Origin of the sequence: Altererythrobacter sp. BO-6 (assembly GCF_011047315.1) — a bacterium.
Taxonomy (GTDB): domain Bacteria; phylum Pseudomonadota; class Alphaproteobacteria; order Sphingomonadales; family Sphingomonadaceae; genus Erythrobacter.
The window spans coordinates 469442-494189 of sequence record NZ_CP049259.1 but is presented as its reverse complement, the minus strand read 5'-3'; the positions used below and the strand labels follow the sequence as shown (position 1 = coordinate 494189).

The 24748-nt window shown below is 63.7% G+C and carries 23 protein-coding genes; 13 read left to right on the top strand and 10 right to left on the bottom strand.

The features are described 5' to 3' along the window. Positions 1–61 precede the first annotated feature (61 nt). Positions 62–334: a hypothetical protein gene (locus tag G6N82_RS02400; protein ID WP_241255163.1), complete on the top strand. Its 273-nt coding sequence runs from the start codon at positions 62–64 to the stop codon at positions 332–334. Between the two features lie 20 nt (positions 335–354). Beyond that, the gene (locus G6N82_RS02395) at positions 355–894 is read left to right on the top strand and encodes a response regulator (protein WP_241255162.1); all 540 of its coding nucleotides are present in this window, start codon (positions 355–357) and stop codon (positions 892–894) included. 10 nt (positions 895–904) lie between these two features. Here G6N82_RS02395 and G6N82_RS02390 read toward each other — a convergent pair whose 3' ends face one another. Genes G6N82_RS02390 through lepB form a run of 4 tightly spaced genes read right to left on the bottom strand, consistent with a single transcriptional unit; the run spans position 905 to position 4567 of the window. Then, positions 905–2158: a DUF4010 domain-containing protein gene (locus tag G6N82_RS02390; protein WP_165193367.1), complete on the bottom strand. Its 1254-nt coding sequence runs from the start codon at positions 2156–2158 to the stop codon at positions 905–907. 11 nt (positions 2159–2169) lie between these two features. Further along, on the bottom strand, positions 2170–3075 hold the full coding sequence (era, locus tag G6N82_RS02385) for a GTPase Era (RefSeq protein ID WP_165193364.1): 906 nt from the start codon (positions 3073–3075) through the stop codon (positions 2170–2172). After that, positions 3072–3791, bottom strand: a complete 720-nt coding sequence (rnc, locus tag G6N82_RS02380) for a ribonuclease III (protein ID WP_206520280.1) — start codon at positions 3789–3791, stop codon at positions 3072–3074. Before rnc ends, era begins: the two co-directional genes overlap by 4 nt. Beyond that, entirely contained in the window at positions 3740–4567 is an 828-nt protein-coding gene (lepB, locus tag G6N82_RS02375) for a signal peptidase I (protein ID WP_165193361.1), read from the bottom strand. The genes rnc and lepB overlap by 52 nt, the downstream gene beginning before the upstream one ends. A gap of 49 nt (positions 4568–4616) precedes the next feature. Between lepB and pgi the strand changes: the two genes are divergently transcribed. Continuing rightward, positions 4617–6158 (top strand): glucose-6-phosphate isomerase, encoded by a 1542-nt coding sequence (gene pgi, locus G6N82_RS02370; RefSeq protein ID WP_165193358.1) that lies wholly within the window; start codon positions 4617–4619, stop codon positions 6156–6158. Here the strand turns inward: pgi and G6N82_RS02365 are convergent. Further along, entirely contained in the window at positions 6150–6929 is a 780-nt protein-coding gene (locus G6N82_RS02365) for a DUF2189 domain-containing protein (protein ID WP_165193355.1), read from the bottom strand. The two genes, pgi and G6N82_RS02365, sit on opposite strands and share 9 nt — an antisense overlap. A 159-nt stretch (positions 6930–7088) precedes the next feature. Between G6N82_RS02365 and G6N82_RS02360 the strand changes: the two genes are divergently transcribed. Continuing rightward, positions 7089–7562, top strand: a complete 474-nt coding sequence (locus tag G6N82_RS02360) for a TspO/MBR family protein (RefSeq protein WP_165193352.1) — start codon at positions 7089–7091, stop codon at positions 7560–7562. Here G6N82_RS02360 and G6N82_RS02355 read toward each other — a convergent pair. Further along, a complete protein-coding gene (locus G6N82_RS02355; protein ID WP_165193350.1) occupies positions 7559–8800 on the bottom strand; it encodes a hypothetical protein in 1242 nt (413 codons plus the stop codon). The genes G6N82_RS02360 and G6N82_RS02355 overlap by 4 nt on opposite strands. 294 nt (positions 8801–9094) lie before the next feature. Between G6N82_RS02355 and G6N82_RS02350 the strand changes: the two genes are divergently transcribed. Both G6N82_RS02350 and gorA read left to right on the top strand, forming a co-directional pair. Further along, a complete protein-coding gene (locus G6N82_RS02350; protein WP_165193347.1) occupies positions 9095–10483 on the top strand; it encodes a DEAD/DEAH box helicase in 1389 nt (462 codons plus the stop codon). A gap of 99 nt (positions 10484–10582) precedes the next feature. Next, positions 10583–11929, top strand: coding sequence for a glutathione-disulfide reductase (gene gorA, locus G6N82_RS02345; protein WP_165193344.1), 1347 nt, complete (start codon positions 10583–10585; stop codon positions 11927–11929). On the opposite strand, the gene G6N82_RS02340 is transcribed toward gorA, so the two are convergent. Beyond that, positions 11926–13029 (bottom strand): FAD-binding oxidoreductase, encoded by a 1104-nt coding sequence (locus tag G6N82_RS02340; protein ID WP_165193342.1) that lies wholly within the window; start codon positions 13027–13029, stop codon positions 11926–11928. The two genes, gorA and G6N82_RS02340, sit on opposite strands and share 4 nt — an antisense overlap. Before the next feature lie 68 nt (positions 13030–13097). Here G6N82_RS02340 and G6N82_RS02335 point away from each other — a divergent pair, with 68 nt between their 5' ends. The 7 genes from G6N82_RS02335 to G6N82_RS02305 all read left to right on the top strand — a co-directional run bounded on the left by G6N82_RS02335 (position 13098) and on the right by G6N82_RS02305 (position 22096). After that, entirely contained in the window at positions 13098–14120 is a 1023-nt protein-coding gene (locus tag G6N82_RS02335; RefSeq protein WP_165193340.1) for an NAD-dependent epimerase/dehydratase family protein, read from the top strand. After that, entirely contained in the window at positions 14120–14842 is a 723-nt protein-coding gene (locus G6N82_RS02330) for an SDR family NAD(P)-dependent oxidoreductase (protein WP_165193337.1), read from the top strand. Before G6N82_RS02335 ends, G6N82_RS02330 begins: the two co-directional genes overlap by 1 nt. A 68-nt stretch (positions 14843–14910) precedes the next feature. Beyond that, positions 14911–16443, top strand: coding sequence for an acyl-CoA carboxylase subunit beta (locus G6N82_RS02325; protein ID WP_165193334.1), 1533 nt, complete (start codon positions 14911–14913; stop codon positions 16441–16443). Between the two features lie 9 nt (positions 16444–16452). Next, positions 16453–16890, top strand: coding sequence for a methylmalonyl-CoA epimerase (gene mce / locus G6N82_RS02320; protein WP_165193331.1), 438 nt, complete (start codon positions 16453–16455; stop codon positions 16888–16890). Positions 16891–16995: 105 nt separating this feature from the next. Then, complete coding sequence (locus tag G6N82_RS02315; protein ID WP_165193329.1) at positions 16996–17781, top strand: enoyl-CoA hydratase-related protein; 786 nt, start codon at positions 16996–16998, stop codon at positions 17779–17781. A gap of 1 nt (position 17782) precedes the next feature. Then, entirely contained in the window at positions 17783–20008 is a 2226-nt protein-coding gene (scpA, locus tag G6N82_RS02310; RefSeq protein WP_165193327.1) for a methylmalonyl-CoA mutase, read from the top strand. 3 nt (positions 20009–20011) lie between these two features. Next, positions 20012–22096, top strand: coding sequence for an acetyl/propionyl/methylcrotonyl-CoA carboxylase subunit alpha (locus G6N82_RS02305; protein WP_165193325.1), 2085 nt, complete (start codon positions 20012–20014; stop codon positions 22094–22096). Positions 22097–22099: 3 nt separating this feature from the next. Here the strand turns inward: G6N82_RS02305 and G6N82_RS02300 are convergent, their stop codons facing one another. The 3 genes from G6N82_RS02300 to G6N82_RS02290 are packed head-to-tail and all read right to left on the bottom strand — an operon-like array spanning position 22100 to position 24743. Then, a complete protein-coding gene (locus G6N82_RS02300; protein WP_206520279.1) occupies positions 22100–22561 on the bottom strand; it encodes a GNAT family N-acetyltransferase in 462 nt (153 codons plus the stop codon). Between the two features lie 2 nt (positions 22562–22563). Further along, positions 22564–23334, bottom strand: coding sequence for a cyclase family protein (locus G6N82_RS02295; RefSeq protein ID WP_165193323.1), 771 nt, complete (start codon positions 23332–23334; stop codon positions 22564–22566). Continuing rightward, complete coding sequence (locus tag G6N82_RS02290) at positions 23331–24743, bottom strand: peptide MFS transporter (protein ID WP_165193321.1); 1413 nt, start codon at positions 24741–24743, stop codon at positions 23331–23333. The genes G6N82_RS02295 and G6N82_RS02290 overlap by 4 nt, the downstream gene beginning before the upstream one ends. Positions 24744–24748 lie beyond the last annotated feature (5 nt).

Here is a 24748-nt window from a genome sequence, read left to right as displayed (position 1 = left end):
GTCATTCGTAAATCATCAAGAATTGCGCGTTAGGTGTTGATCCCAGCAACGGTTAGCACGCGTGATCGAAATCGAAGTCCAGAACGAGACCCACCAGACCCAGTCGCGGCTGCGCTTTGCCGCCGTGCCGCGGATCGGCGAGGGGCTGCGACTGCGCGAGCCGGACGGGATCTGGGCCAGCTATGACGTCCTCGACGTGTGGTACCAGAAGGCCGAGTATGGCGATGTCTGGATTCCTTTCCTGCATGTCCGCATGACTGAGGGCGAATTGACCTCCCCTCATCCCAAGCAGGGGCTGGACGTTTACGGGGAGTTCGCACCATTCAGAATCTGATCAAGCGTACCACCGGCCCGATGGCCGGCGCGCGTGGCGAGAGTGCGGAAACCCCGGTGCGGGCGGAGCAACTGCTCGACCATCTCGACAATGAAGCCGAGTTCGTCGCCGATGGCGAAGCTGCGTTCGATACCGATGCAATCGTCCGCGCGGCCAAGGCGATGCGCGATGTCAACGAAACCCGTGCCGCGCGCCAGCGCACCTGCCTGGTCGTCGATGACAGCCGCGTGATCCGCAAGGTCGCCAGCAAGATCGCTGCCAATCTGGGCTATCGCGTGATCGAAGCGGAAAACGGACACGAAGGTTTGGCCTGGTGCAAGCGTGCCATGCCCGACCTGGTGCTGACCGATTGGCAAATGCCCGAGATGGACGGCATCGCTTTCGTGACCGAGCTGCGCGCAATCCCAACCCCGCGTGCGCCGACCGTGGTGTTCTGCACGTCCAAAGGCGATATCAGCGACATCCATGAAGGGATTGCGGCCGGGGCAGACGATTACGTGATCAAGCCGTTTGACGAGGCGGCGCTGTCAGCCAAGCTGGAAAAGCTGGGCGTGCGCTGAGCGCGCGCAGCTATAGCCGCAAATACCCCGCCAGCAGGCTGGCAACGAGCGCAACCATGCTCGCCGCCAGGGCAAGGCTGGCCGGCCGGGCCGCGCCGCGCCCATAGGCCAGGGTCACGCCCAGTTTGACCGCCATATTGGCCAGGATCGTACCAGCGATGGCGAGGGCGGCAAGCGCCGGGCTGATCGTACCCGGTTCCAGCCCGCCCGCGGTCACGATCGAGGCATCGACATCCATCGTGCCCATCAGGAACAGCAATATTGCGATGCCTTGCTCGCCGAAACTGTCCTGCGCCCAGCGGGCGACCACCGCCGCAACCGCCACGAAAGCGACGAAGCCGAAGGCAGGCAGCAAGGCAATCGGGTTGCCGGGCGGGGCAGGGCCGGTCCCGTGCTCCGCCTTGCGATAGAGCCAGTAGCTGACGGCGAAGCCGGCCAGCAGCGCAGGCGCGAGGATAATTACGAATGGGACCAGCAGCGGTGTTGCGATCAGCGCGACGAGGACGATGACGCGCAGGTACATCACCGCGGTGGCGAGCGCGATCCCGGCGTTTTCCGCTGCGCCGCCATGGCCTGCGCCGAGCCGCTGCGAGAAGCTTTGTGTGACCGCGGTGGAGCTATAGGCACCGCCGATGATTGCGGTGGCGATGGTGCCGCGCTTCGCCCCGAACAGCCGGTTGGCGACATAGCCAAGGAACGAAAATCCGGTGACGATCACCACCACCAGCCACAGCGTCTGCGGCTCCCATGCGTCATAAGGGCCAAAGCGCCCCTCTGGCAGGAAGGGGAATACCGCCAGCGCAATGACCGCATAGCGCGCGAAGGCCTTCACATCGGCCTCGTCGAGCGCATCGACCAGTTGATGCAATTCGGCCCGCAAGGCCAGGATCAGGGTGACGACGGCACCGCCTGCCACTGCCAGCGCGGGTTCGCCGCTGCCGCCCAGGAAGCCGAGAGCGAGCGTGACGATAGCGGCCACGGCCGAGGTCGCATCGGGCTTGCCATCCGCCTTGGCGGCTTGCCCATAGCCGATCGCGATCACTGCAGCGGCGCCAACCACGATAGCGCTGGCAACGATCTGGTATCCGGTCGATCCGAGCAGTCCGGCCAGCCCGGCGACTAGGCCCAGCAGGCTGAAGGTGCGAACACCCGCGACGCGCATCCCTTGCTGGGCGCTGCGCAGGTTCCAGCCGCGCTCGACGCCTACCAGCAGCCCGACCGCGAGTGCGGCGCCGATCTGAAGGAGGAGGTCGGTGGAGGGCATGGCGATCGGCCTTACCGCACCCAGTCGAGCCCGATTTCCTCGAAAATCTCCCGATCTTCCGCCCAGTTCTCGCTGACTTTGACATGCAGGAACAGGTGCACCTTCACGCCCAGCATCTCGCTCAGTTCCTTGCGAGCGGCCTCACCGATCGCCTTGATCCGGCTGCCGCCTTTGCCCAGCACTATCGGGCGCTGGGTTTCCCGGCCGACCACGATCTGCTGGTGGATTTCCACGCTGCCATCGGGGCGGTGCTGATAGCTTTCCGGGCGCACCGCGCTGTCATAGGGCAATTCCTCGTGGAGCTGGCGATAGAGCTGCTCGCGGGTGACCTCGGCGGCGAGCAGGCGCTCGCTCGCATCGGACACCTGGTCTTCGGGATAATGCCATGGCCCCTCCGGCATCAGGCCGGCCAGTGCCGTCTTCATTTCCGCCACGCCATCGCCGGTAAGTGCGGAGATGAAAAAGACATCGCTAAATTCGACCTTGCCTGACAGTTCCTGCGCCAGCGCCAGCAGCGGCTCCTTCTTCGCGACATCGACCTTGTTGAGCACCAGGATCTTGCGCTCTGGCCGGTTGGAGAGGGCTTCCAGCAGCGGTTCCAGCTCGTGCCGCCGCTGCTTGACCGGATCGACCAGCAACAGCACGGCATCGGCTGCCTCGGCACCTTCCCAGGCCGCGCTGACCATGGCACGATCGAGCTTGCGCTTCGGCGCGAAGATACCCGGCGTATCGACCAGGATCATCTGCACCGGGCCTTCAAGCGCAATCCCCAGCATCCGCGCGCGCGTGGTTTGCGCCTTGGGGCTGGTGATCGCGACCTTCTGGCCGACGAGCTGGTTTACCAGCGTGCTCTTGCCGGCATTGGGAGCGCCGATCACCGCAACAACGCCGCAGCGGGTGGTCTTGTCCATAGTCATCCAAATTGCTCCATAAAGGCGGCGGCGGCGAGCCGCTCGGCCTCTTGCTTGCTGTTCGCGGTCGCTTCAGCTGCGCCGACATTCTTCACGCTGACCCGCACGGTGAAGCGCGCCGCGTGGTCAGGGCCCTCGCGCGCGATCAGTTCGTATTCGGGCGGTTTGCGCTGGTTGCCTGCGGCCCATTCCTGCAAAGCGCTTTTGGGATGCTTGCGCTGGCCGGCGCCGCCGGAAAATTCTTCGGCCCAGAAGCGCCGGATCAGGTCGCGGGTGGGCGCAAAACCGAAATCGAGGAAATGGGCGCCAAGCATGGCCTCCATCACATCGCCGAGGATGTTGACGCTTTCGCGCGCGCCATCGTCGCGCGCCTGCTTGCCCAGCCGGATATGCTCAGGCAGGCCGATCTGTGCAGCGACCTGTGCGCAGGTCTGGCGGCTGACCAGTGCATTGAGCCGTTGCGACAGCGTACCCTCGGCGGCCTTGCTCGCTTCGAACAGCCAATCCGCCATCGCCAGGCCCAGCACGCGGTCTCCCAGAAACTCCAGCCGCTCGTAGTTCACGTCGGCCGCCATGCTGCCGTGGGTGAGCGCGGCAAGCCAGCGATGCTCGTCACGCGGCACGATCCCGAGCGTGCCCAGCCAGGCCTGCGTTTCGGGCGCAAGCTCGCTCACAGCACGTCCCCGATCCGGCCCCAGCGCGCGGCGGTGAACCAGGTCCATGGCTTGATCCATTCGGCGCTGCCATCGGTGGACCACATGATCACCGTTGCCCGGCCCACCAGCATGTCTTGCGGGACGAGGCCCACCCCGCGGCCCGCACGCGCTTCAAAGCGGCTGTCTTGCGAATTGTCGCGATTGTCGCCCATTACGAAAATCCGGCCTTGGGGCACGATTACTGCGGGGCGATTGTCCGCCTGTGAAGGGCCAAGATCGATCACCGGATAGCTGCGGCCAGTGGGGAGCACTTCGAGCTCCACTCGATAGCTGCAGGCGAGGCCATCATGGCTTTCGACCAGTCGCGCCTGCGGATGGCACGGCGTGTTGGGGGAAGGGCGCACCAGCGCGGGCGGCGCCTCGCGATACTGCAGTTCCTGCCCGTTCAGCACCACATGCCCGTCGCGCAATTCCACGCTGTCGCCCGGTAGGCCGATGACCCGCTTGATGTAGTCTGTGCCGTCGACCGGATGCTTGAAGATCACAATGTCGCCGCGCTCGGGCTGGCTCGCCAATACGCGGCCGGGGATCAGCGGCAATTCGAACGGCAATGAATAGCGCGAAAAGCCATAGGGCCATTTCGCTGCGAGCAGGTAATCCCCGTTCCACAGCCGCGGCAGCATGCTTTCACTGGGAATCGAGAACGGCGCGAACACGAAACTGCGGAATACCAGCACTACCAATGCCAGCTTGAGCACGAAGCCGGCGAAGCTGCCCCAGCTTTCGCCGTCGTTTTCCGCCAAATCGGCGCGTGCATTCGTATCTGCGGGGTTCCCATCCATCGCTCACGCTCCTAATCGCGGAGATGCATGTTGTGAAAGGCTTTTCGATATGTCCGACAAGATCGCCGCCGCCTGGAATTGCCTGGAAGCGCTGCCGCAGCGCAGTTTGCAGGAACTGTTTGAGGCTGACGAGGGGCGCGTTTCGGCTCTCTCCGGTCGGATCGAATGGCCGGGCGAGGGCGGGCCAAATGGCATCCTGTTCGACTGGTCGAAGACGCATCTTGATGGCGATTTGCTTGGCGCTTTCGAAGAACTGGCTGAGGCATGCGATTTCGCCGGGCGGAGAGCCATGCTGCTGGGCGGTGAAGTGATCAATGTCACCGAAGGCCGCGCCGCCACACACAGCGCGATGCGCGGGGTAGGCGATGCGGCGGATGTCGAGGAAGGAGAGGCGCTGCTGGCGCGAATGGGCATGCTGGTCGAGGCGATCCACGGCGGCGCCTTCGGTGAGGTCAAGCACCTGATCCATATCGGCATTGGCGGCAGTGCACTTGGCCCGGCGCTGGCGATCGACGCACTGACCCGCGACCTGGCGCTGGTCGATGTGCACGTCGTCTCGAATATCGACGGCGTTGCACTGGAAGCGGCCTTTGCGGCCTGCGATCCGGCAACCACCATGATCGCGGTGGCATCGAAAACCTTCACCACGATCGAGACCATGACTAATGCGCAATCGGCGCTGAAGTGGCTCGGCGAGAATGGCGTGTCGGACCCCTCTGGCCGCGTGGTGGCGCTCACTGCCTCGCCTGAAAAGGCGGTGGAATGGGGTGTCGACGAGACCCGCGTGCTGCCCTTCCCGGAAAGTGTGGGCGGGCGCTATTCGCTGTGGTCATCGATCGGCTTTCCGGTCGCGCTGGCGGTGGGGATGGACGATTTCACCGCTTTCCTTGCCGGCGCGCGCGCGGTGGACGAGCATTTCCGCGACACTGACGGGCGCGAAAACCTGTGCCTGCGCGCCGCCTTTGCCGACCAGTATTACACCCGCCTGCGCGGCTGCCAGACCCGCGCCTGCTTCGCTTATGACGAGCGGCTGGGCCTGCTGCCCGACTATCTCCAGCAGCTGGAGATGGAATCGAACGGCAAGCGGGTGAAGGCGGACGGTTCGCAGGTCGATGGGCCAACCGCGCCGATCACCTGGGGCGGGGTGGGCACCGATGCCCAGCACGCGGTGTTCCAGCTGCTGCACCAGGGCACGCATCTGGTGCCGGTGGACTTCATCGCCAGCATTGCGCCGGGCGACGCGCTCGATCCGGCGCATCACGCGATCCTGCTGACCAATTGTTTTGCGCAAGGGGCCGCGCTGATGGCAGGCGGCAATATGGCCAAGGACGGGAAAGACCCGGCGCGCGCCTTCCCGGGCGATCGGCCAAGCGCAACCATGCTGTGCGACGATCTTGATGCGGCGACGCTGGGCGCGCTCATCGCGTTCCACGAACACCGCACCTTCGCCAATGCCGTGCTGATGCAGATCAACCCCTTCGACCAGTTCGGGGTCGAGCTGGGCAAGAAGATGGCCAAGGATATCGAGGCCGGCGGCGGTGATTTCGACCCGAGCACGCAGGCGCTGCTGAAGGCTGCGGGCCTAGGCTGAGGCTATCGTCGCCCGGCGATAAAGGTGCCACGTCGCATGCCCCAGCAGCGGCAGCACCACCAGCAGCCCCAGCAGCAGCGGTACCATTGCTGCGAACAGCGCGACGGCCACGAACGCCGCCCAGACCAGCATCGTGAACAGGTTTGCGCGCACCACGCGGAAGCTGACGATGATCGCCGAGACGAAGTCCACCTCGCGGTCGACCAGCATCGGCATGCTCACCACGGTCATCGCGAAGAAGGTGAAAGCGAGCACCGCTCCTACGGCGCTACCCACTGCCAGCATTATCAGGCCCTGCTGGCTGGCGAGCACTGACAGCGGGTCTCCGCCGAAGCCCGATGGCCCCATGAATACGCCGAAAATGGTGTGCGCAATGATCACCCAGAAGGCGAAAAACACGAAGGCGAGCACGCCCAGCACCGGCAACTGGTCATCCCCGCGCCCGCGCACTGCGCCCAGCACGGGCCGCCAGCTGAGCGGCTCACCGGTCTCGAGCCGGCGGCTGACCTCATAGAGGCCCGCTGCTGCAAAGGGCGCAAGGATCGGGAAGCCTGCGCTTGTGGGGATCAGCCAGGCGAGGCTCGCCCGGTCTTTCAGCACAAGGAACAGGAACCATCCCGCGCCCAAGAAAATGGCGGAGAAGAACAGGCCATAGGCTGGCTGTGCACGAAAATCGCGCCAGCCCGCCGCCAGCGCTTGCCCAAGATCGGCAATGCTCAGGTCGCGTGCGACCGGCATCGAGGCGACCTGGACATTTTCAGCAGTGGCCATGTTCTTCTCCGCCATCGCCTGCCTCTCACTCTCCATTCGGGACAGGCCTCTCCATAAACCCACATGCGCCGCCACTTCGCCAGAAACCTTGATCTTGCGCAAATCGCGCCCGCGGAGATGCCGTTTGCCAGAGCTCGCATCAGCGCCTAAGCCTGCGCCATGTCCTTCCCGCTCATCTTCGCCATCGCCTGGGCGGTCATCCTTGCAGCGGGAGGTGGGCTGCTGACCACAATCGGGGCGTGGTATTACGAGCTGAAAAAGCCCAGCTGGCAACCGCCAGACTGGCTGTTCGGCCCGGCCTGGACGGTGATCCTGGGGCTGGCGGGTTACGCGTTCTGGCTGAGCTGGGATGCCGCTGAGGCACAAGGGCAGACGGATTTCCTGATCGCGCTCTATGTGATCAACGGCGTGTTCCACTTCGCCTGGTCGCCGATTTTCTTTACCGCGCGTCGGCCTGACTGGGCGCTGGTCGAGGTGCCTTTCCTGTGGGCCTCCGTGCTAGCGCTTACCGTGTTCCTGCGCGACTGGTCCGTGCTCGCGAGCTGGCTGATCGTGCCCTATCTCGTGTGGGTCAGCTTTGCGTCCTGCCTCAACTGGAAGATCGTACAGCTGAACAAGCCGTTCGGCCGCTAGATCAGGACGAAATACGTCACGGCCAACGCCGTCATCACTGTGATGCCGAGGCCATTATGCCATCGGGCCAACTGTGAAGGCCGCGCGTCTTCCGGCATTTCGCACCTTGTCACCACGAGATGATTGAGCAGCGCGATCAGCGGCGCGATTACAAAACTGGCGGAGGTCACGACATCGAGGAATGTGGTGAGGTCGGACAACAGTGTGAAAACCACTGTCAGCGCGATAGCAAGGAACAGCAGAGTAAAACCGGCATATTCGGGGCGGGTGTAGGAAATATCGTCGCGACCGGCGAAGATCGCCCGCGATGCAGCAAATGTGCGGGCATAGGCGTCAATTCCGGCAATCACCGTCGTCAGCATCACGCTGAGCGCAGAAATCGCAGCGAGCGCGGCTGCGCCCGGGCCAAGCGCTTCGCGATAGAGATTGACGACCTGCGCAGCGAAACCGGGTGCATCAGCCAATGGCGTGATACCCTGCGGATGCATCACGCCCGCTCCCATGATGCAGAAACACACCGCCATGAAGGCGGTCAGGACATAGGGCCAGAAGAAGCTCTTGCGGGCCTCAGACAGGGTGGGCCGGACGCCACCGGGCAATTGGCGGTCGGCCTCGACCTTCCACAGCGAGAGCGGCACCGCCACGTCCATCGGGTTGGGCATGAAGCCTGCCAGCGCAACGATAAACAGCAGCGCGGCGGCTTCGCGCGTCCAGCTGAAATCAACCAGTGTTCCCCATTCCACGCGTGGCAGCACCATCGCCGTGGTTAGCAGCGTGGCAATGACGAGAAACGCCAGCAGCACCGCGTTGACCCTGTCGAGCAGGCGATAGCCGCCGATAAGCAGCAGGCAAACGGCTGCCACGAGGATCAGTGCCGCCAGTACCGGCACCGGCGCAACCGGCCCGATCAGCACGGTTACGATGCCGGCAGTTGCTGCGCTGATTGCGGCCCAGATGATCGGCACCAGTGGCGCGACCAGCAACAGGAACAGCACCAGCGCCCAGACACCCAGTTCGCGATAGCCAGTCAGGAGAGATCGCCCGCGCGCATGGGCAAAGTCGATCCCGAAGCGATAAGCCGGATACTTCAGCACATTGGCGAGGACGATCACAATCACGAGCGCCAGGCTAAAGAGCGCGCCGGCACGGGTCGACTGGACCAGATGCGACGTCCCGATCGCAGCCCCGGTAAAGATCAAACCCGGACCTGCCAGTTTGCGCAAAAGGCCTGATTTCATCTGCAGTTTCCCCCTTGCGCCCCCTGGGCAGAGATGCGCTGTGGCGGGCAGAGGAGCAAGTGAAATAATCGTACCCGCAGATGAAATGAATTGACTTTTTGCAATGCAGCATCCACATGCGGCCCATCGAAGCGCGCTAGCCAGCGTGAAGCGGCGGAAACGAGAAAACATCCGCCCCGGCCGCGCCTCGGTTTTTCCCCAAGGACTTCCCTTTTCACGCGGGTCGTTTGAGACACCCGCGCCGCGCCCGGACTCCGTTCCGCGTGCGCGCCGCATATATTGCGAGTATTGTACATGAAATTCGAAAATCTCGGGCTGTCGCAGCCCGTTCTCCAGGCCCTCGACTTGAAGGGCTATGACACGCCAACCCCGATCCAGGCGCAGGCGATCCCGCCTGTGCTCGAAGGGCGCGACCTGCTGGGTATCGCCCAGACCGGCACCGGCAAGACCGCAGCCTTCATGCTGCCTAGCATCGACCGGCTGCGCGAGGCTGACAATCGCATCCCGTTCAAGAGCTGCCGCATGCTGGTGCTCGCGCCGACCCGCGAACTCGCCGGGCAGATTGCCCAGAGCGCTAAGGATTACGGCGCAATGGCCGGCCTCAAGGTGCAATCGATCGTCGGCGGCACTTCGGTGGGCAAGGATCGCAACAAGCTGCACCGCGGCACCGATATCCTGGTTGCCACGCCCGGTCGCTTGCTCGACCTCATTGACCAGAAGGCGTTCAACCTTTCGGGCGTGGAAATCCTCGTACTCGACGAAGCCGACCAGATGCTCGACCTCGGCTTCATCCATGCGCTGCGCCGCATCCACCAGCTCGCCCCGGCCGAGCGGCAGACGCTGTTTTTCAGCGCCACCATGCCCAAGGCGATCAAGGAACTGGTTGGCCAGTATTGCAACAATCCGGTGCAGGTCAGCGTGACCCCGGCGGCGACCACTGCCGAACGGATCGACCAGTACCTGTTCATGGTGCAGCAGGACGAGAAGCAGACGCTGCTGGAGATGATCCTGCAGGAACGCCACCAGGTGCCCGGCAAGTTCGAGCGCGTGCTGATCTTTACCCGCACCAAGCACGGCGCGGATCGTGTGGTAAAGCGGCTGTCGCAGATCGGCATTCCCGCCAATGCGATCCATGGCAACAAGAGCCAGCCGCAGCGTGAGCGGGCACTGGCAGAATTCAAATCGGCCCGCACGCCGATCCTCGTCGCGACCGATGTGGCTGCGCGCGGCATCGACATTCCGGGCGTGAGCCATGTGATCAATTTCGAGCTGCCCAATGTGCCTGAGCAGTATGTCCACCGGATCGGGCGGACCGCACGCGCCGGGGCGGACGGGATCGCGATCGCTTTCTGTGCCGAGGACGAGCGCGACTATCTCAAGGACATTCGCAAGAATACCGATGCGGAGTTCGAGCGCCTGCCGCTGCCCGATAACTTCCGCGCCGTGGTGGAAGGCGTCGGCCCGACCAAGCGCGCCGCGCCGGGCCAGCGCACCCGCGTGAGTCCCAAGCCCAGGGGCGCGCCGCGTCCTCAGGGCGAAGCTGCCAGCCAGCCAAAACCGAAGCAGAAGCACCCGTCGCGCAAGGGCAAGCCCAATCGCCCGGGTGGCTTCCGCGGCAAGCCGGGCGGAGGTAGTCGCCGTGGTTCGGGCGGACGGCGCGGGCCGCGCGCTGCCAGCGCGTAACCTCACAGGCCAGATTTTCGAACAGGCTCTTGCACGGCAGGGCGGTTGGCAAGCACCCAGCTTGTCGCCATATGCCGCCCACGCAGCAGGAGCTTGTTCATGGCCGAATATGATTATGACCTCTTCACCATCGGCGCCGGTTCGGGCGGGGTACGCGCCAGCCGCGTAGCCGCCGCGCATGGCGCGCGGGTGGCGGTGGCCGAGGAATACCGCGTTGGCGGGACCTGCGTGATCCGCGGCTGCGTGCCCAAGAAGATGCTGGTTTACGGATCGATGTTCGCCGAGGAACTGGGCCACGCGGCCAACCTTGGCTGGACGATCGAAGGCAAGAGCTTCGACTGGGCCACCCTGCGCGATTTCGTGAACAAGGACGTCGACCGGCTCGAAGGCCTCTATGGCCAGACGCTGTCGAACCACAAGGTCGAGGTTTTTGTCGAGCGGGCGACGGTCACCGGCCCGCATTCGGTGCGGCTGGCAAGCGGTCGCGAAGTCACCGCGAAATATATCCTGATCGCCACCGGCGCGTGGCCGGCCATGCCCGATTTTCCCGGTGTCGAGCACTGCATCAGCTCCAACGAGGTGTTTCATCTGGAACAGCAGCCGCGCTGCCTGATGGTGGTGGGTGGCGGCTATATCGCGATGGAATTCGCCGGCATCTTCAACGCGCTCGGCAGCGAAGTGACGGTGGTCAACCGCACCGACCGGATCCTGCGCAGTTATGACGAGCAGATCGTGGACCGGATGCTGCACATCGCGATGGGGCGCGGGATCGATTTCCGCATGCACAGCCAGATCCAGCGGGTGGACAAAGACGCAGACGGGTGTCTGCTGGTCGATCTGGGCGGGGCCAATCCGGTCAAGGTTGACCAGGTGCTGATCGCCACGGGCCGCAACCCGAAAAGTGCGGGCCTGGGGCTCGAAAGCGCAGGCGTGGAACTGGCCGAAAACGGCGCGATTCGGGTCGACGAATACAACCGAACCAGCTGCGAGAGCATCTATGCGGTCGGCGATGTGACCGACCGGGTGCAGCTGACGCCGGTCGCGATCCGCGAAGGCCATGCATTTGCCGATACGGTGTTCGGCGGCAATCCGCGCACGATCGATTATTCGTCGATTCCAAGCGCTGTGTTCAGCCAGCCGCCGCTGGCCGGTGTCGGCCTGACCGAAAGCGAGGCGCGCAAGACCTATGGCGATGTGAAGGTCTACACCTCCGATTTCCGGCCGATGAAGAACATCTTCTCAACCCATGCCGAACGCGGGCTGTACAAGATGATCGTCGAAGCGACTTCCGAGAAGATCCTGGGCATTCACATGATCGGCCCGGAAGCGCCCGAAATCCTGCAAGTGGCAGCGGTGGCGGTGAAGGCCGGCCTTACCAAGCAGGCCTTCGACGACACCGTCGCGCTGCACCCTTCGATGGCAGAAGAGCTGGTGCTGCTGCGTTAAGGCAGCCGCGCAGGCGACAGCGCATCGGCTTCGACGCCGACGGCGCGCAATTCCTCCGGCCAGTCGAGCCCGCAGGCCAGCGCTTCGGCGGCCATGGCCATGCCGGGCGAGGTCTGCAGGCCGAAGCCGCCCTGACCCGCCAGCCACAAGAAACCGGGCGCATCCGTGTCGAACCCGGCGACCGGGCGCCGGTCGGGCGCAAAGCTCCTGAGGCCGGCCCATTTGCTGGCGATGCGGCGGATTTCCAGCGTGGTCGATTCCTCGACCCGCCATGCGGCGAGCGCGACATCCTCTTCCTCGGGCTGGGCATCGCAGGGATCGGTTGGATGCTCGTCCATCGCGCAGGCAAGCAGCCGCCCGCGCCCTTCCGGCTCGATGTAGAAACCGGGGCCAACAGTCTTGGTGAAGGGCCAATGGGCCACATCCATGCCATCAGGCAGGTCGAAAGTGATGACCGTGCGCCGCAAGGGGCGGATCCCGATCGGCGCGACGCCTGCCAGCGCGGCGATGTGGTCAACCCAGGCCCCGGCAGCGTTGACCACGACGCGGGCTGTAAAGGAACCTGCGGGCGTATCGATAAGCCAGCGCTCGCCATCGCGGCGGATTGCCTCGACCGGCGCATTCACAGCCAGTTCGCCGCCGTTTTCGCGCAGCGCCTTGCGGTGCCCTTCCAGCATCGCGTGCGCGTCAAGCTTGCGTCCCATGGTGTCGAGCAATGCACCTGCCACGCTGTCGCTCCGCAGGACCGGCACCATTTCGCAGGCTTCCCCGGCGCTCAGCCGTTGCACCTCGGGCGCCCATTGGCGGTAATTGGCTTCGGCCTGGTCGAGTTTGGCAAGTTGGCCGTCGAGCGCCAGGAACAGTGCGGGATGTGCGATCGCGGCCGGTTCGGTGAAATGCGGCATGCTGGCGGCGGTGAGCGCGCGCACCACGGGTTCATCCATGTCGAAATGAGCGAAAGCGGCGCTGCGTCCGGAAGCGTGCACGCCCGGTGCCGCCTCCGCCTCGCACACTACGACTGACCCATGCTGCGCCAGCCGTGGGGCTGCCGACAGGCCGGCAATTCCGGCTCCAATCACCACGAAATCAACTTGCTGCAATTGCCGCTCCACTTTCGTTGCCTATTGCAACCTTTTGCCATATCCCTTGTGGCAAAGGAGAGGCACGAATGCCAAGCACAATACTCGTAACCGGCGGCACCGGCTATATCGGTGGCGAGGTAATCGACCAGCTTCTGGCCAAAGGCTACACCGTCCATACCACCGTGCGTAAAAAGGTGAAGAGTGAGCCAGGCTTGCGAGCGCGCTGGCCCGAGGCGGGCGACCGGCTGAAAGTGTTCCAGGCCGATTTGATGAGCGACGATGGCTGGGCCGAGGCCTGCGCGGGTTGCGATGCAGTGGCGCATGTCGCGTCGCCCATTCCTGCTGCTCCGCCCCGCCACGAAGATGACCTGATCGTGCCAGCCCGCGAAGGTACCTTGCGGGCGCTGCGCTTCGCGCGCGATGCGGGGGCAAAGCGCTTCGTCCAGACGAGTTCGATGGCGGCAATCGCCTATGGCCGCAGCGAAAAGGTCTATACCGTCAGTGAAAGCGACTGGACCAACGCCGATCATCCCGATGTCTATGCCTATGTGAAATCGAAGACGATCGCGGAGCGCGCTGCCCGCGAGTGGATGGCATCCGAAGGCGGCGAGATGGAATTCGTCTCGGTCAATCCCAGCATGGTGCTCGGCCCGGTCTACAATGCGGATTTCTCGGCATCGGTCGAAGCGATCAAGCAATTGCTCGATGGTTCGGCCCCGCTGGCGCCCGACCTTGGCTTTGCGGTGGTCGACATCCGCGACATCGCCGACCTGCATGTGCGCTGCCTCGAAGAATCGGGGCTGGCGGGCGAACGGTTCCTCGCCGCCGGCAAATTCATGAAGTTCATCGAAATCGGCCAGGTCTTGCGCGACAATCTGCCTGCGGCGCACACGCGCAAAGTGCCGACCAGGCAGATGCCGAACTGGATGGTGCACCTGCTGGCGCTGTTCAATCCGGGCATCCGCACGATCAAGAGCGAACTGGGCAAGACGCGCCATGCCAATGCCAGCCATGCGCTGGAGCGGCTGGGCTGGAAAACGCGCGACGAGGAGACGACCATCGTCGAATGCGCGAAGAGCCTGATCGAGCACGGGGTGGTGAAAGTCTGATGGATATCAAAGACAAGTCCGTCCTGTTGACCGGGGGCAGTGCAGGGATCGGGCGCGAACTGGCGCGCCAGCTCAAGGCAAAGGGCGCAACCGTGGTGATTACCGGGCGCAACCGGGACCGGCTCGATTTCATGCGCGCCGAGGGGTTCGAGGCGATCGAAGCAGATCTGTCGAACGCGAAAGGCGTCGATGCGCTTGTTGCGGCATGGGGAAATCGCGCGATCGACATCCTGATCAACAATGCCGGGCAACTGGTCGATCACGATTTCCGCAAGGGTCCACCCGATAGCGATGCGGCCGACGCCTGCATCTATGCCAATCTCAACGCGCCGATCAGGCTGGCCAGCGCATTGATTCCCGCCTTGGCCAAAAGGCCGGAAGCAGCAATCGTCAATGTCACCAGCGGGCTGGCTATCGCGCCTTCCACGCGCACGCCGGTCTATTGCGCGACCAAGGCGGGGCTCCGCAGTTACTCGCTGACGCTGCGCGAGCAGTTGAAAGGCACCGCTATTCGTGTGATCGAGGTGCTTCCGCCGGTGGTCGACACGCAGATGAATGCCGATAATGCGATGTCGAAAATGCCAGCGCCCGAATGCGCCGCGCAGATCGTCGACGCGATCGAAAGCGGCTCGGACGAGGCCAATATCGGCCAGGTCAAGCTGCTGCGCGCGGTCTATTCGATCTCGCCTGCACTCGCACGGCGGATAATGCTGCGCTTTTGATACGTTGACGCTGGCCGTATCGACTGGCTAGGCGCTGTCATGCAATCGTAGTCATCAAAGGGGGCTTGATGTCCGCAAATATCGCCGAAATGGAACGCCGCCGGGCCGCCGCTGCGCTTGGTGGTGGGGAAAAGCGGATTGCCGCGCAGCATGCCAAGGGCAAGCTGACCGCGCGCGAGCGGCTCGAAGTGCTGCTTGATGAAGGCAGCTTCGAAGAGCTCGATCGCTATGTCGAGCATGATTGCGTCGATTTCGGCATGGCCGACCAGCGCATCCCGGGCGATGGCGTGGTCACCGGTTCGGGCACCATCAACGGCCGGCTGGTCTATGTCTTCAGCCAGGACTTCACTGTGTTCGGCGGCTCGCTCAGCAAGCGCCATGCGGAAAAGATCTGCAAGGTGATGGACACTGCGCTCAAGGTCGGCGCGCCGGTGATCGGTTTGAACGATTCGGGCGGCGCGCGGATTCAGGAGGGCGTCGCCAGCCTCGGTGGCTATGCCGAGGTGTTCCAGCGCAACGTGCTCGCGAGCGGCGTGGTGCCGCAAATCAGCCTCATCATGGGGCCGTGCGCGGGCGGGGCGGTTTATTCGCCCGCCATGACCGACTTCATCTTCATGGTGAAGGATTCGAGCTACATGTTCGTCACCGGCCCTGACGTGGTGAAAACCGTCACCAACGAGGTCGTGACACAGGAAGAACTGGGCGGGGCGATCACCCATACTTCCAAGACTTCGGTCGCCGATGTCGCGTTCGAAAACGATATCGAGGCGCTGCTGGCGACGCGCCAGTTCTTTGACTACCTGCCGCTGTCGAATCGCGAAGCCGTGCCCGAGCGGCCGACCAGCGACCCGTGGGACCGGCTGGAGGACAGCCTCGACACGCTGATCCCCGACAACGCCAACCAGCCCTATGACATGCACGAAGTCATCCGCAAGGTGCTGGACGAAGGCGATTTCTTCGAGATCCAGCCGGCCCATGCGGCGAACATCATCTGCGGCTTCGGCCGGGTAGAGGGGCGCACGGTGGGCGTGGTCGCCAACCAGCCGATGGTGCTAGCGGGCGTGCTCGACATCAACTCGTCCAAGAAGGCCGCGCGCTTCGTACGTTTCTGCGATGCGTTCGAAATCCCGATCCTGACCTTCGTCGATGTGCCCGGCTTCCTGCCCGGCACCGCGCAGGAGCTGGGCGGCATCATCAAGCACGGCGCAAAACTGCTGTTTGCCTATGCCGAGGCGACCGTGCCCAAGATCACCGTGATCACCCGCAAGGCCTATGGCGGGGCCTATGACGTGATGGCGTCAAAGCACCTGCGCGGAGACTTGAACTACGCCTGGCCGACCGCAGAGATTGCGGTAATGGGCGCGAAGGGCGCGGTGGAGATCATCTTCCGCAGCGAGAAGGACGATCCGGCCAAAATCGCCGAGCGCACCAACGAATATGAAGACCGTTTCGCCAACCCCTTCGTGGCGGCGCAACGCGGCTATATCGACGAGGTGATCTACCCGCATTCGACACGGCGGCGGATCGCGCTGGGGCTTCGCAAGCTGCGCGGCAAGAGCCTAGAGAACCCGTGGAAGAAGCATGACAATATTCCGCTTTAGGAGCGTGGCATGAAACTCGGACGGCTCAATCACATTGGCGTTGTCGTGCCGGACATGGACGCGGCGGTTGCTTATTGGCGCGACGTCATGGGCGCGACGAGCTTCCATGAGGCTGACGTGCCGCAGGATGGGCTGAAGATCATCTTCGTCGATACTCCGACACATTCAGGCATGGATGGGACTCAGATCGAGCTGATCCAGCCGCTCAATGACGAGACCGCCGTTAGCGGTTTCCTCGCGAAAAACCCCTCTGGCGGGCAGCACCATCTCTGCTTCGAAGTGCCCGATATCGAAGCGGCGCGCGCCGAGTTCGAGGCGATGGGCAAGCGCATCCTCGGCCCGACGCGGATCGGCGCTCACGGCACGCCTATCTTTTTCGTCCATCCCAAGGACATGCAGGGCGTGCTTACGGAAATTCTCGAAACGCCGAAAAGCAATGCCCACTGATTTTTTCTTCGTCATTCCCGCGAAAGCGGGAATCCAACCTGCCGCCTTTCTGGCTTTGGAATGGATCCCCGCTTTCGCGGGGATGACGAAAATAGGGAGTGAATGATGTCCTATGAAACCATCCAGGTCGAGCGCGACGGACCGCTGCTGACCATCACGCTCAACCGGCCTGACCGGCTCAACGCCATGCCGCCCGCGATGGCGGACGAGATCGGCGCGGCGCTGTATGATCTGGGCGATGCGCGGGCGGTGCTGATTACCGGTGCGGGCAAGGGCTTCTGCTCGGGTGCGGACCTTTCGGCGCGGGGTGAAGCGAGCGCACTGGCACTGAAGGGCGGCAGCCACCGCGCGCTGCAGAACCACTATAACCCGATGGTCAGTCATGTCCTTCGCTTGCCGGTGCCGGTGATCTGCGCGGTGAACGGCCCGGCGGCGGGCGTCGGGTGCAGCCTCGCGCTGGCGGGCGATTTCACCATCGCGGGCAAGAGCGCCTATTTCCTGCAAGCCTTCGTCAATATCGGCCTCGTGCCCGATGGCGGCTCGACCTGGCTGCTGGCCCGGGCGATCGGCCGCGCCAATGCCACGCGCATGATGATGCTGGGCGAGAAGATCGGCGCGGAACAGGCCGAGGCGTGGGGCCTGATCTACAAGGCCTGCGATGACGATGCGCTGATGGACGAGGCGCGCGCATTGTCGCTCAAGCTCGCCAATGGTCCGACACTGGCCTATGCGACGATGAAGAAGAATATCGCGCTGGCGCTCGACGGCGCGCTGCCGGAAGTGCTGGTGGCGGAAGCCGAAGGGCAACGGATCGCAGGCGCAAGCGAAGACGCGATGGAAGGCGGGATGGCTTTCCTCCAGAAGCGCAAGGCGGAATTCAAGGGCAAGTAAGATGGCCGATATCGAAGACTGGAAGGCGCTCGCCGACAAGGAAGTGCGCGGCAAGGATTTGACCTGGCCGACGCCTGAAGGCTTCGACATCAAGCCGCTCTACACGGCTGAAGACGTGGCGGCCGATCCCGGCCTGCCCGGTTTCGCGCCGTTCACCCGCGGGGTGAAGGCATCGATGTATGCCGGGCGCCCGTGGACGATCCGGCAATATGCGGGTTTTTCGACCGCCGAGGAATCGAACGCATTCTATCGCCGCAATCTGGCGATGGGGCAAAAGGGCCTTTCGGTCGCCTTCGACCTTGCGACGCACCGTGGCTACGATTCCGATCACCCGCGCGTGGTGGGCGATGTCGGCAAGGCGGGCGTCGCGATCGACACCGTGCGCGACATGGAAATCCTGTTCGACCAGATTCCGCTCGATCAGATGTCCGTCAGCATGACTATGAACGGCGCCGTGATCCCGGTGCTGGCGTTCTTCATCGTCGCGGCGGAGCGGCAGGGCGTGAGCCAGGACAAGCTCGACGGGACCATCCAGAACGATATCCTCAAGGAGTTCATGGTCCGCAACACCTATATCTATCCGCCTGAGCCGAGCATGCGGATCGTTTCGGACATCATCGCATATACCTCGCGCAACATGCCGAAATTCAACTCTATTTCGATCTCGGGCTATCACATGCACGAGGCCGGCGCGACGGCGGTGCAGGAGCTTGCCTTCACCATTGCTGACGGCAAGGAATACGCCCAGCGCGCGATGGCGGCGGGACTCGATATCGACGCCTTTGCGGGTCGCCTGAGCTTCTTCTTCGGCATCGGCATGAACTTCTTCATGGAGGTGGCGAAGCTGCGCGCCGCGCGCACGCTGTGGTACCGGGTGATGGACGGGCTGGGCGCGAAGCAGGAACGCAGCAAGATGCTGCGCACCCACTGCCAGACCAGCGGCGTCAGCTTGCAGGAGCAGGACCCTTACAACAACGTCATCCGCACCACGATCGAGGCGATGGCGGCGACTTTGGGCGGCACGCAGTCGCTCCACACCAATGCGCTCGACGAAGCGATCGCGCTGCCGACCGATTTCAGCGCCCGCATCGCACGCAACACCCAGCTGGTGCTGCAGGAGGAAAGCGGCATCTGCAACGTCGTCGATCCGCTTGGCGGCTCGTACTACATCGAGGCGCTGACGCAGACGCTGGTGGACGAGGCCGAGGCGCTGATGGCCGAGGTCGATGCAGCAGGCGGGATGACCGACTATGTCGGCACCGGCAAGCCCAAGGCGGCGATCGAGGAAGCTGCGGCGCAGAAGCAGACCGCGATCGACAAGGGCGATACGGTGATCGTCGGCGTCAACAAGTACCGCAAGGACAAGGAAGACCCGATCGAAACGCTCGATATCGACAACCATGCGGTACGCGAGGCGCAGATCGCGCGGATCAGGGCGGTGAAGGACGCGCGCGACGAAGCCGCCTGCCAGGCGGCGCTCAAGGCGCTGACCGAAGCGGCCGAGGCCGACCCGAGCATCAGCAACGAAGCGCTGCGTACCGGGCGCGACGAGCGCGGCATCCCGCTGCCTCCCTCGGTACTGGCAGAGATGGAAAAGAAAGGCGATGTGAACCTGCTCGCCCGCGCGGTCGAAGCGGCGCGCCACGATGCGACGCTGGGCGAAATCTCGGCCGCGATGGAAGCGGCCTTCGGACGCTACAACACCATGCCGCAACCGGTGAAGGGCGTGTATTCGCAAGCCTATGCCGAGGATGCGCGCTATCGCCAGGTGACCGAAGGCGTCGCCGCGGTCGAACAGCGGCTGGGCCGCAAGCCGCGGATCCTGGTCGCGAAAATGGGGCAGGATGGGCACGATCGCGGCGCCAATGTGATCGCCAGCGCCTTTGCCGACATGGGCTTTGACGTAATCTCTGGCCCGCTGTTCCAGACGCCCAAGGAAACCGCCGCGCTGGCGCTGCAGAAACAGGTCGATGTGGTGGGCGCCAGCTCGCTCGCGGCCGGGCACAAGACGCTGATCCCCGAACTGATCCAGCTGCTGCGCGAGGCCGGGCGGCCCGATATCAAGGTGACGGCGGGAGGTGTTATTCCGCCACAAGACTATGATTTCCTGCGTGAAAAGGGCGTGCAGGGGATTTACGGCCCCGGTTCCAACGTAGTCGAATGCGCGGCGGATATCCTGACGCTCCTCGGTCACAATATGCCGCCTTTGGATGAGGTTGCGGAGTAGCTAATGTTCAAAAAGATCCTCATTGCCAACCGTGGCGAGATTGCCTGCCGCGTCATCAAGACCGCGCGCCGCATGGGTATCCAGACCGTCGCGGTCTATTCCGATGCCGATGCGCGCGCGCCTTTCGTGAAGATGGCGGACGAGGCGGTGCACATCGGCCCTTCGCCTGCCGCCGAAAGCTATCTGATCGCGGACAAGATCATCGCGGCGTGCAAGCAGACCGGCGCCGAAGCGGTGCATCCGGGCTATGGCTTCCTGTCCGAACGCACCAGCTTTGCCGAGGCGCTTGCGGCCGAAGGGATCGAATTCATCGGCCCGCCGGTGAACGCGATCGCCGCGATGGGCGACAAGATCGAGTCCAAGAAGCTCGCCAAGGAAGCGGGGGTCAACGTCGTTCCGGGCTTCGTCGGCGAGATCGAGGATACCGAGCATGCGGTACGGATCTCGAACGAGATCGGCTATCCGGTGATGATGAAGGCCAGCGCCGGCGGCGGGGGCAAGGGCATGCGCCTCGCGTACAACGAAAAGGACGTGCGCGAAGGCTTCGAAAGCGTGAAGCGCGAGGGGCTGAACAGCTTCGGCGATGACCGCGTCTTCATCGAGAAATTCATCCTCAACCCGCGGCATATCGAAATCCAGATCCTGGGCGATAAGCATGGCAACATTCTCTACCTCAACGAGCGCGAATGCAGCATCCAGCGCCGCCACCAGAAGGTGGTGGAGGAAGCGCCATCGCCCTTCGTCACCCCCAAGATGCGCAAGGCGATGGGCGAACAGTGCGTCGCGCTGGCGCGCGCGGTGGGCTATTACAGCGCAGGCACGGTCGAGCTGATTGTCAGCGGGGCGGACCCGACGGGGGAAAGCTTCTACTTCCTCGAAATGAACACCCGCCTGCAGGTGGAGCACCCGGTCACCGAGGCGATCACCGGGATCGATCTGGTCGAGCAGATGATCCGCGTCGCGGCGGGCGAGAAGCTCAGCCTGACGCAGGACGATATCGGCATCGATGGCTGGGCGATCGAGAACCGCGTCTATGCCGAAGACCCCTATCGCGGCTTCCTGCCTTCGACCGGGCGTCTGGTTGAGTATTCTCCGCCTCCGGCCAAGTTTCACCAAGGTCCGTTCGTGTCGAGCGCAGTCGAGACACATGACGCCAGCATCTCGACTTCGCTCGATGCGAACGGAAACGGATATGTCAGGCTGGACGACGGTGTCTACGAAGGCGGCGAAGTCAGCATGTTTTATGACCCGATGATCGCCAAGCTGATCACCTGGGGCAAGACGCGCGACGAGGCGGCGGACCTTCAGATTCATGCGCTTGACGCGTTCCGCATCAAGGGGCTGGGGCACAATGTCGATTTCCTCAGCGCGATCATGCAGCATCCGCGCTTCCGCAGTGGCGCGCTGACCACGGGCTTCATCGCCGAGGAATATCCCGAGGGCTTCCACGGCGCGGCGACCAGCGAGGAGCTGCTTCGCCTTCTGGCTGCCGTGTGCGCGGGCAACGAATTCACGCTCCAGAGCCGCGCGCGGCGCATCTCTGGCCAGTTGGACGGCGACGATGGGCGCGAGGGCGTGGTGCGGGTCACCACCGAATGGCTGGTGAAGCTCGGTGACAGGCGCTTCGAGGTCATTCTTGGGGAGGGCCATGCCGTGGTCGACGGGATGCGCATCGCCGGTACCTGTGATTGGCGCCCGGGCATGGTGCAGGCCACTGCCACCGATGGAGAGGGCCTGAAGCTCGGCCTGATTGTCGAGCGGATCGGCAACCAGTGGAGAGTGACCACCCGCGGCGCTGCGCACACCGCGCTGGTGCTGCCGCTGCGGCTTGCGCGGCATGAGAGCCTGATGCTCGAAAAGGAGCCGCCCGATCTTTCCAAGCTGCTGATCTGCCCGATGCCCGGCCTGCTGGTGAAGCTGCATGTTGCCGAAGGCGATGAGGTCCAGCCGGGCCAGCCGCTCGCCACAGTCGAAGCGATGAAGATGGAAAACATCCTGCGCGCGGAGAAGCAGGCGGTCGTCGCCAAGGTCAATGCAGCCGAGGGCGAAAGCCTTGCGGTCGATGCGATCATCCTGGAGCTGGAATAGCGCTCAGCCGTTCAGCTCCAGGTGATAGCACTGGTTGTGCGGGCCGTTGGCGTAATCCGCGAAGGCTTCGCCCGGCCGGAAACCGTTTTTGAGGTAAAGCCTGATTGCTGGCGTGAAGTCGGCGCTCGTGCCGGTTTCGAGGCTTACGCGGCTGATCGCTTCGCTGCGTGCGGTTTCGAGGATCAAATTCAGCACCGCCTGCGCCGCACCCTTGCCAAGATGGTCAGCATGGGTGCGCATCGACTTGACCTCCGCAAGCTCGGGCGACAGCCGCTTGAGCGCACCCACCGCGATCAGCACATCTCCGTCCCACGCGCCAAACAGCGAAATCTGCGGCCCTGATAGCCCGGCCAGATCGAGCGCGAAGGACGTGCCCGGCGGCGAAATTTCATACATGTTCCGCTGATGCGCTTCGAGCAAATCGCAGACCTGTTGGTCCTCCAGCGATGCCCTGCCGACCCGCACGATCAGCCTTCCAGGATCGCCACAGCACGGATCCAGCCGGCGCTGGCACGTTCGATCTTCACCGGGAAGCAGCTGAACATGAAGCCGTGGCTGGGCAGCGCGGCGAGGTTGGTGAGCTTCTCGATCTGGTAATAGGGGCGGATGCGGCCCGCCTTGTGGCCTTCCCAGATGATCGACGGGTCCTTGGTTTCTGCCCAGCGCTTTGCGGTATGGCTGAAGGGCGCGTCCCAGCTCCAGGCATCGGTGCCGACCACTTCCACGCCGCGTTCGGTCAGCCACAGCGTCGCTTCTGCGCCGAGGCCCACGCCCTGGTCCGTGAAATTGTCGGTACCATAGACCGCGCCCGACTGGATCAGCACGATGTCGAGCGGCTGAAGGTCATAACCGATCCTGGCGAAGGCTTCTTCCAGCTCCGCCGCGCTCACCACATGGCCATGCGGCAAATGCGAGAAGTCCAATTTCACACCGGGGCGGAAGAAACGGTCCAGCGGGGCCTCGTCGATGCTGGGGGCAGGGGAGGCCCCGCTATCCGTGGTCGAGTGGTAATGCCACGGCGCATCCATATGCGTGCCATTGTGCGTGCTGAGCTCGAGGAATTCGACGGCCCAGCCTTCGCCATCGGGCAGGTCGTCTTTCGCGAGCCCCGGAAAGAACATGGCAATCTGCTGCCACGTGTTCTCGTGGGTCATGTAGGTGACCTTGGGCCGCATCACCTCAGGATCGGAAATCACGTCATTGGTGATCGGGATCGAGAGGTCGATGAAGCGGGTCATGCCAGCGCCACGTCCTCCGAATGCGCCGGATGCATCAGGCGCGGCGCGAGCAGCAGCTTGAACAGCAGGAAAACTACACCTGCTGTGGCGGCAAAGCCCATGTGGATCAGCCAGAACTGCGTTACCGGCATGGTCTCGAACCAGCCGCCAACATAGCCGACCAGCGAATTGCCCGCGAAGAAAGCGAGATAGTAAAGGCCGATCACCGTGGCGTTGATCTGTTTGGGCGCGAGCCGGGCGAACAGCGCCAGGCTGACCGGCAGCATGTGCGCAAAGCCGATCGAGTTCACGATGTGGAACATCACCGGCCAGAACAGGCCGATTTTCTCGCCCGGCGGCGTGGTGGCTGCCGCCATGTAGAGGCACGCCATCCCGCCGATCGAGAACAGCGAGCCGATGATGATCTTGGTCAGCTCGTCCGGCTCGGTCCATCTGGTTTTCCACCAGCGATAGAAGCCCGCGACACCGGCCAGGAAGCTGACCGAAACCACCGCGTCGAGTGAGACCAGCCAGCTGGTCGGCAGTTTTTCATCGCCCCAATAGAGCGCGAATTGCTGGTCGCCCCAGACGAGATAGGCGTTGAAGATCTGGTTGTTGGGCACGATCGCGATGGCCATGACCGGGATCAGGAGGAGCAGCGCTAGCGTGGCGAGCCAGTCTTGCCGCGTCATCGGCGGCTGCACGGGCTTGGCTGCCTTTTGCGCCGCTGCGCCCGGAACATCGAAATGCTCCTTGGGCAAATATTTCTGGCCCGCGATATAGATTGCGAGCCCGATCAGCATGCCCACGCCTGCCGCGCCGAAGCCATAGTGCCAGCCGACCTTTTCGCCGAGTGTGCCGACGATGAAGGGGCTGGCAATCACCCCTGCGTTGATGCCGAGGTAGAATATCTGGAAGGCATCGGCGCGGCGCAGGTCGTCGGGCTTGTAAAGGCTGCCCACCTGGCTCGCGATATTGCCCTTGAACATGCCCGATCCGATGATCAGGCACAGCAATGCGAGCAGGAAGGTGACGTTGAACGCCATCAGGAAATGGCCGAGCGCCATGGTCACCGCGCCTAGCAATACAGTGCGGCGCTTGCCCAGCACCTTGTCGGCCAGCCAGCCGCCCAGGATTGGCGTGAGGTAAACGCTGGCGGCATAGGTGCCGAAGATCGCGCTGGCAAAGGCCTGCCCGTCGATCCCGCCATAGATCGCGCGCAGCTGTTCGATCCCGGCCACGCTGCTGACCTCTTCGGGTTTGAGCAGGAAATTGACCATGTAGAGCACCAGCAGCGTCTGCATGCCGTAATAGCTGAACCGCTCCCACGCTTCAGTGAAGGCGAGGTAGCCCAGGCCCTTGGGATGGCCCAGGAAGCTCTTGTCTTCCCAGTGGAAATCGAGATCGGGTGTTGCTTCGGCAACGGTCATGCAGA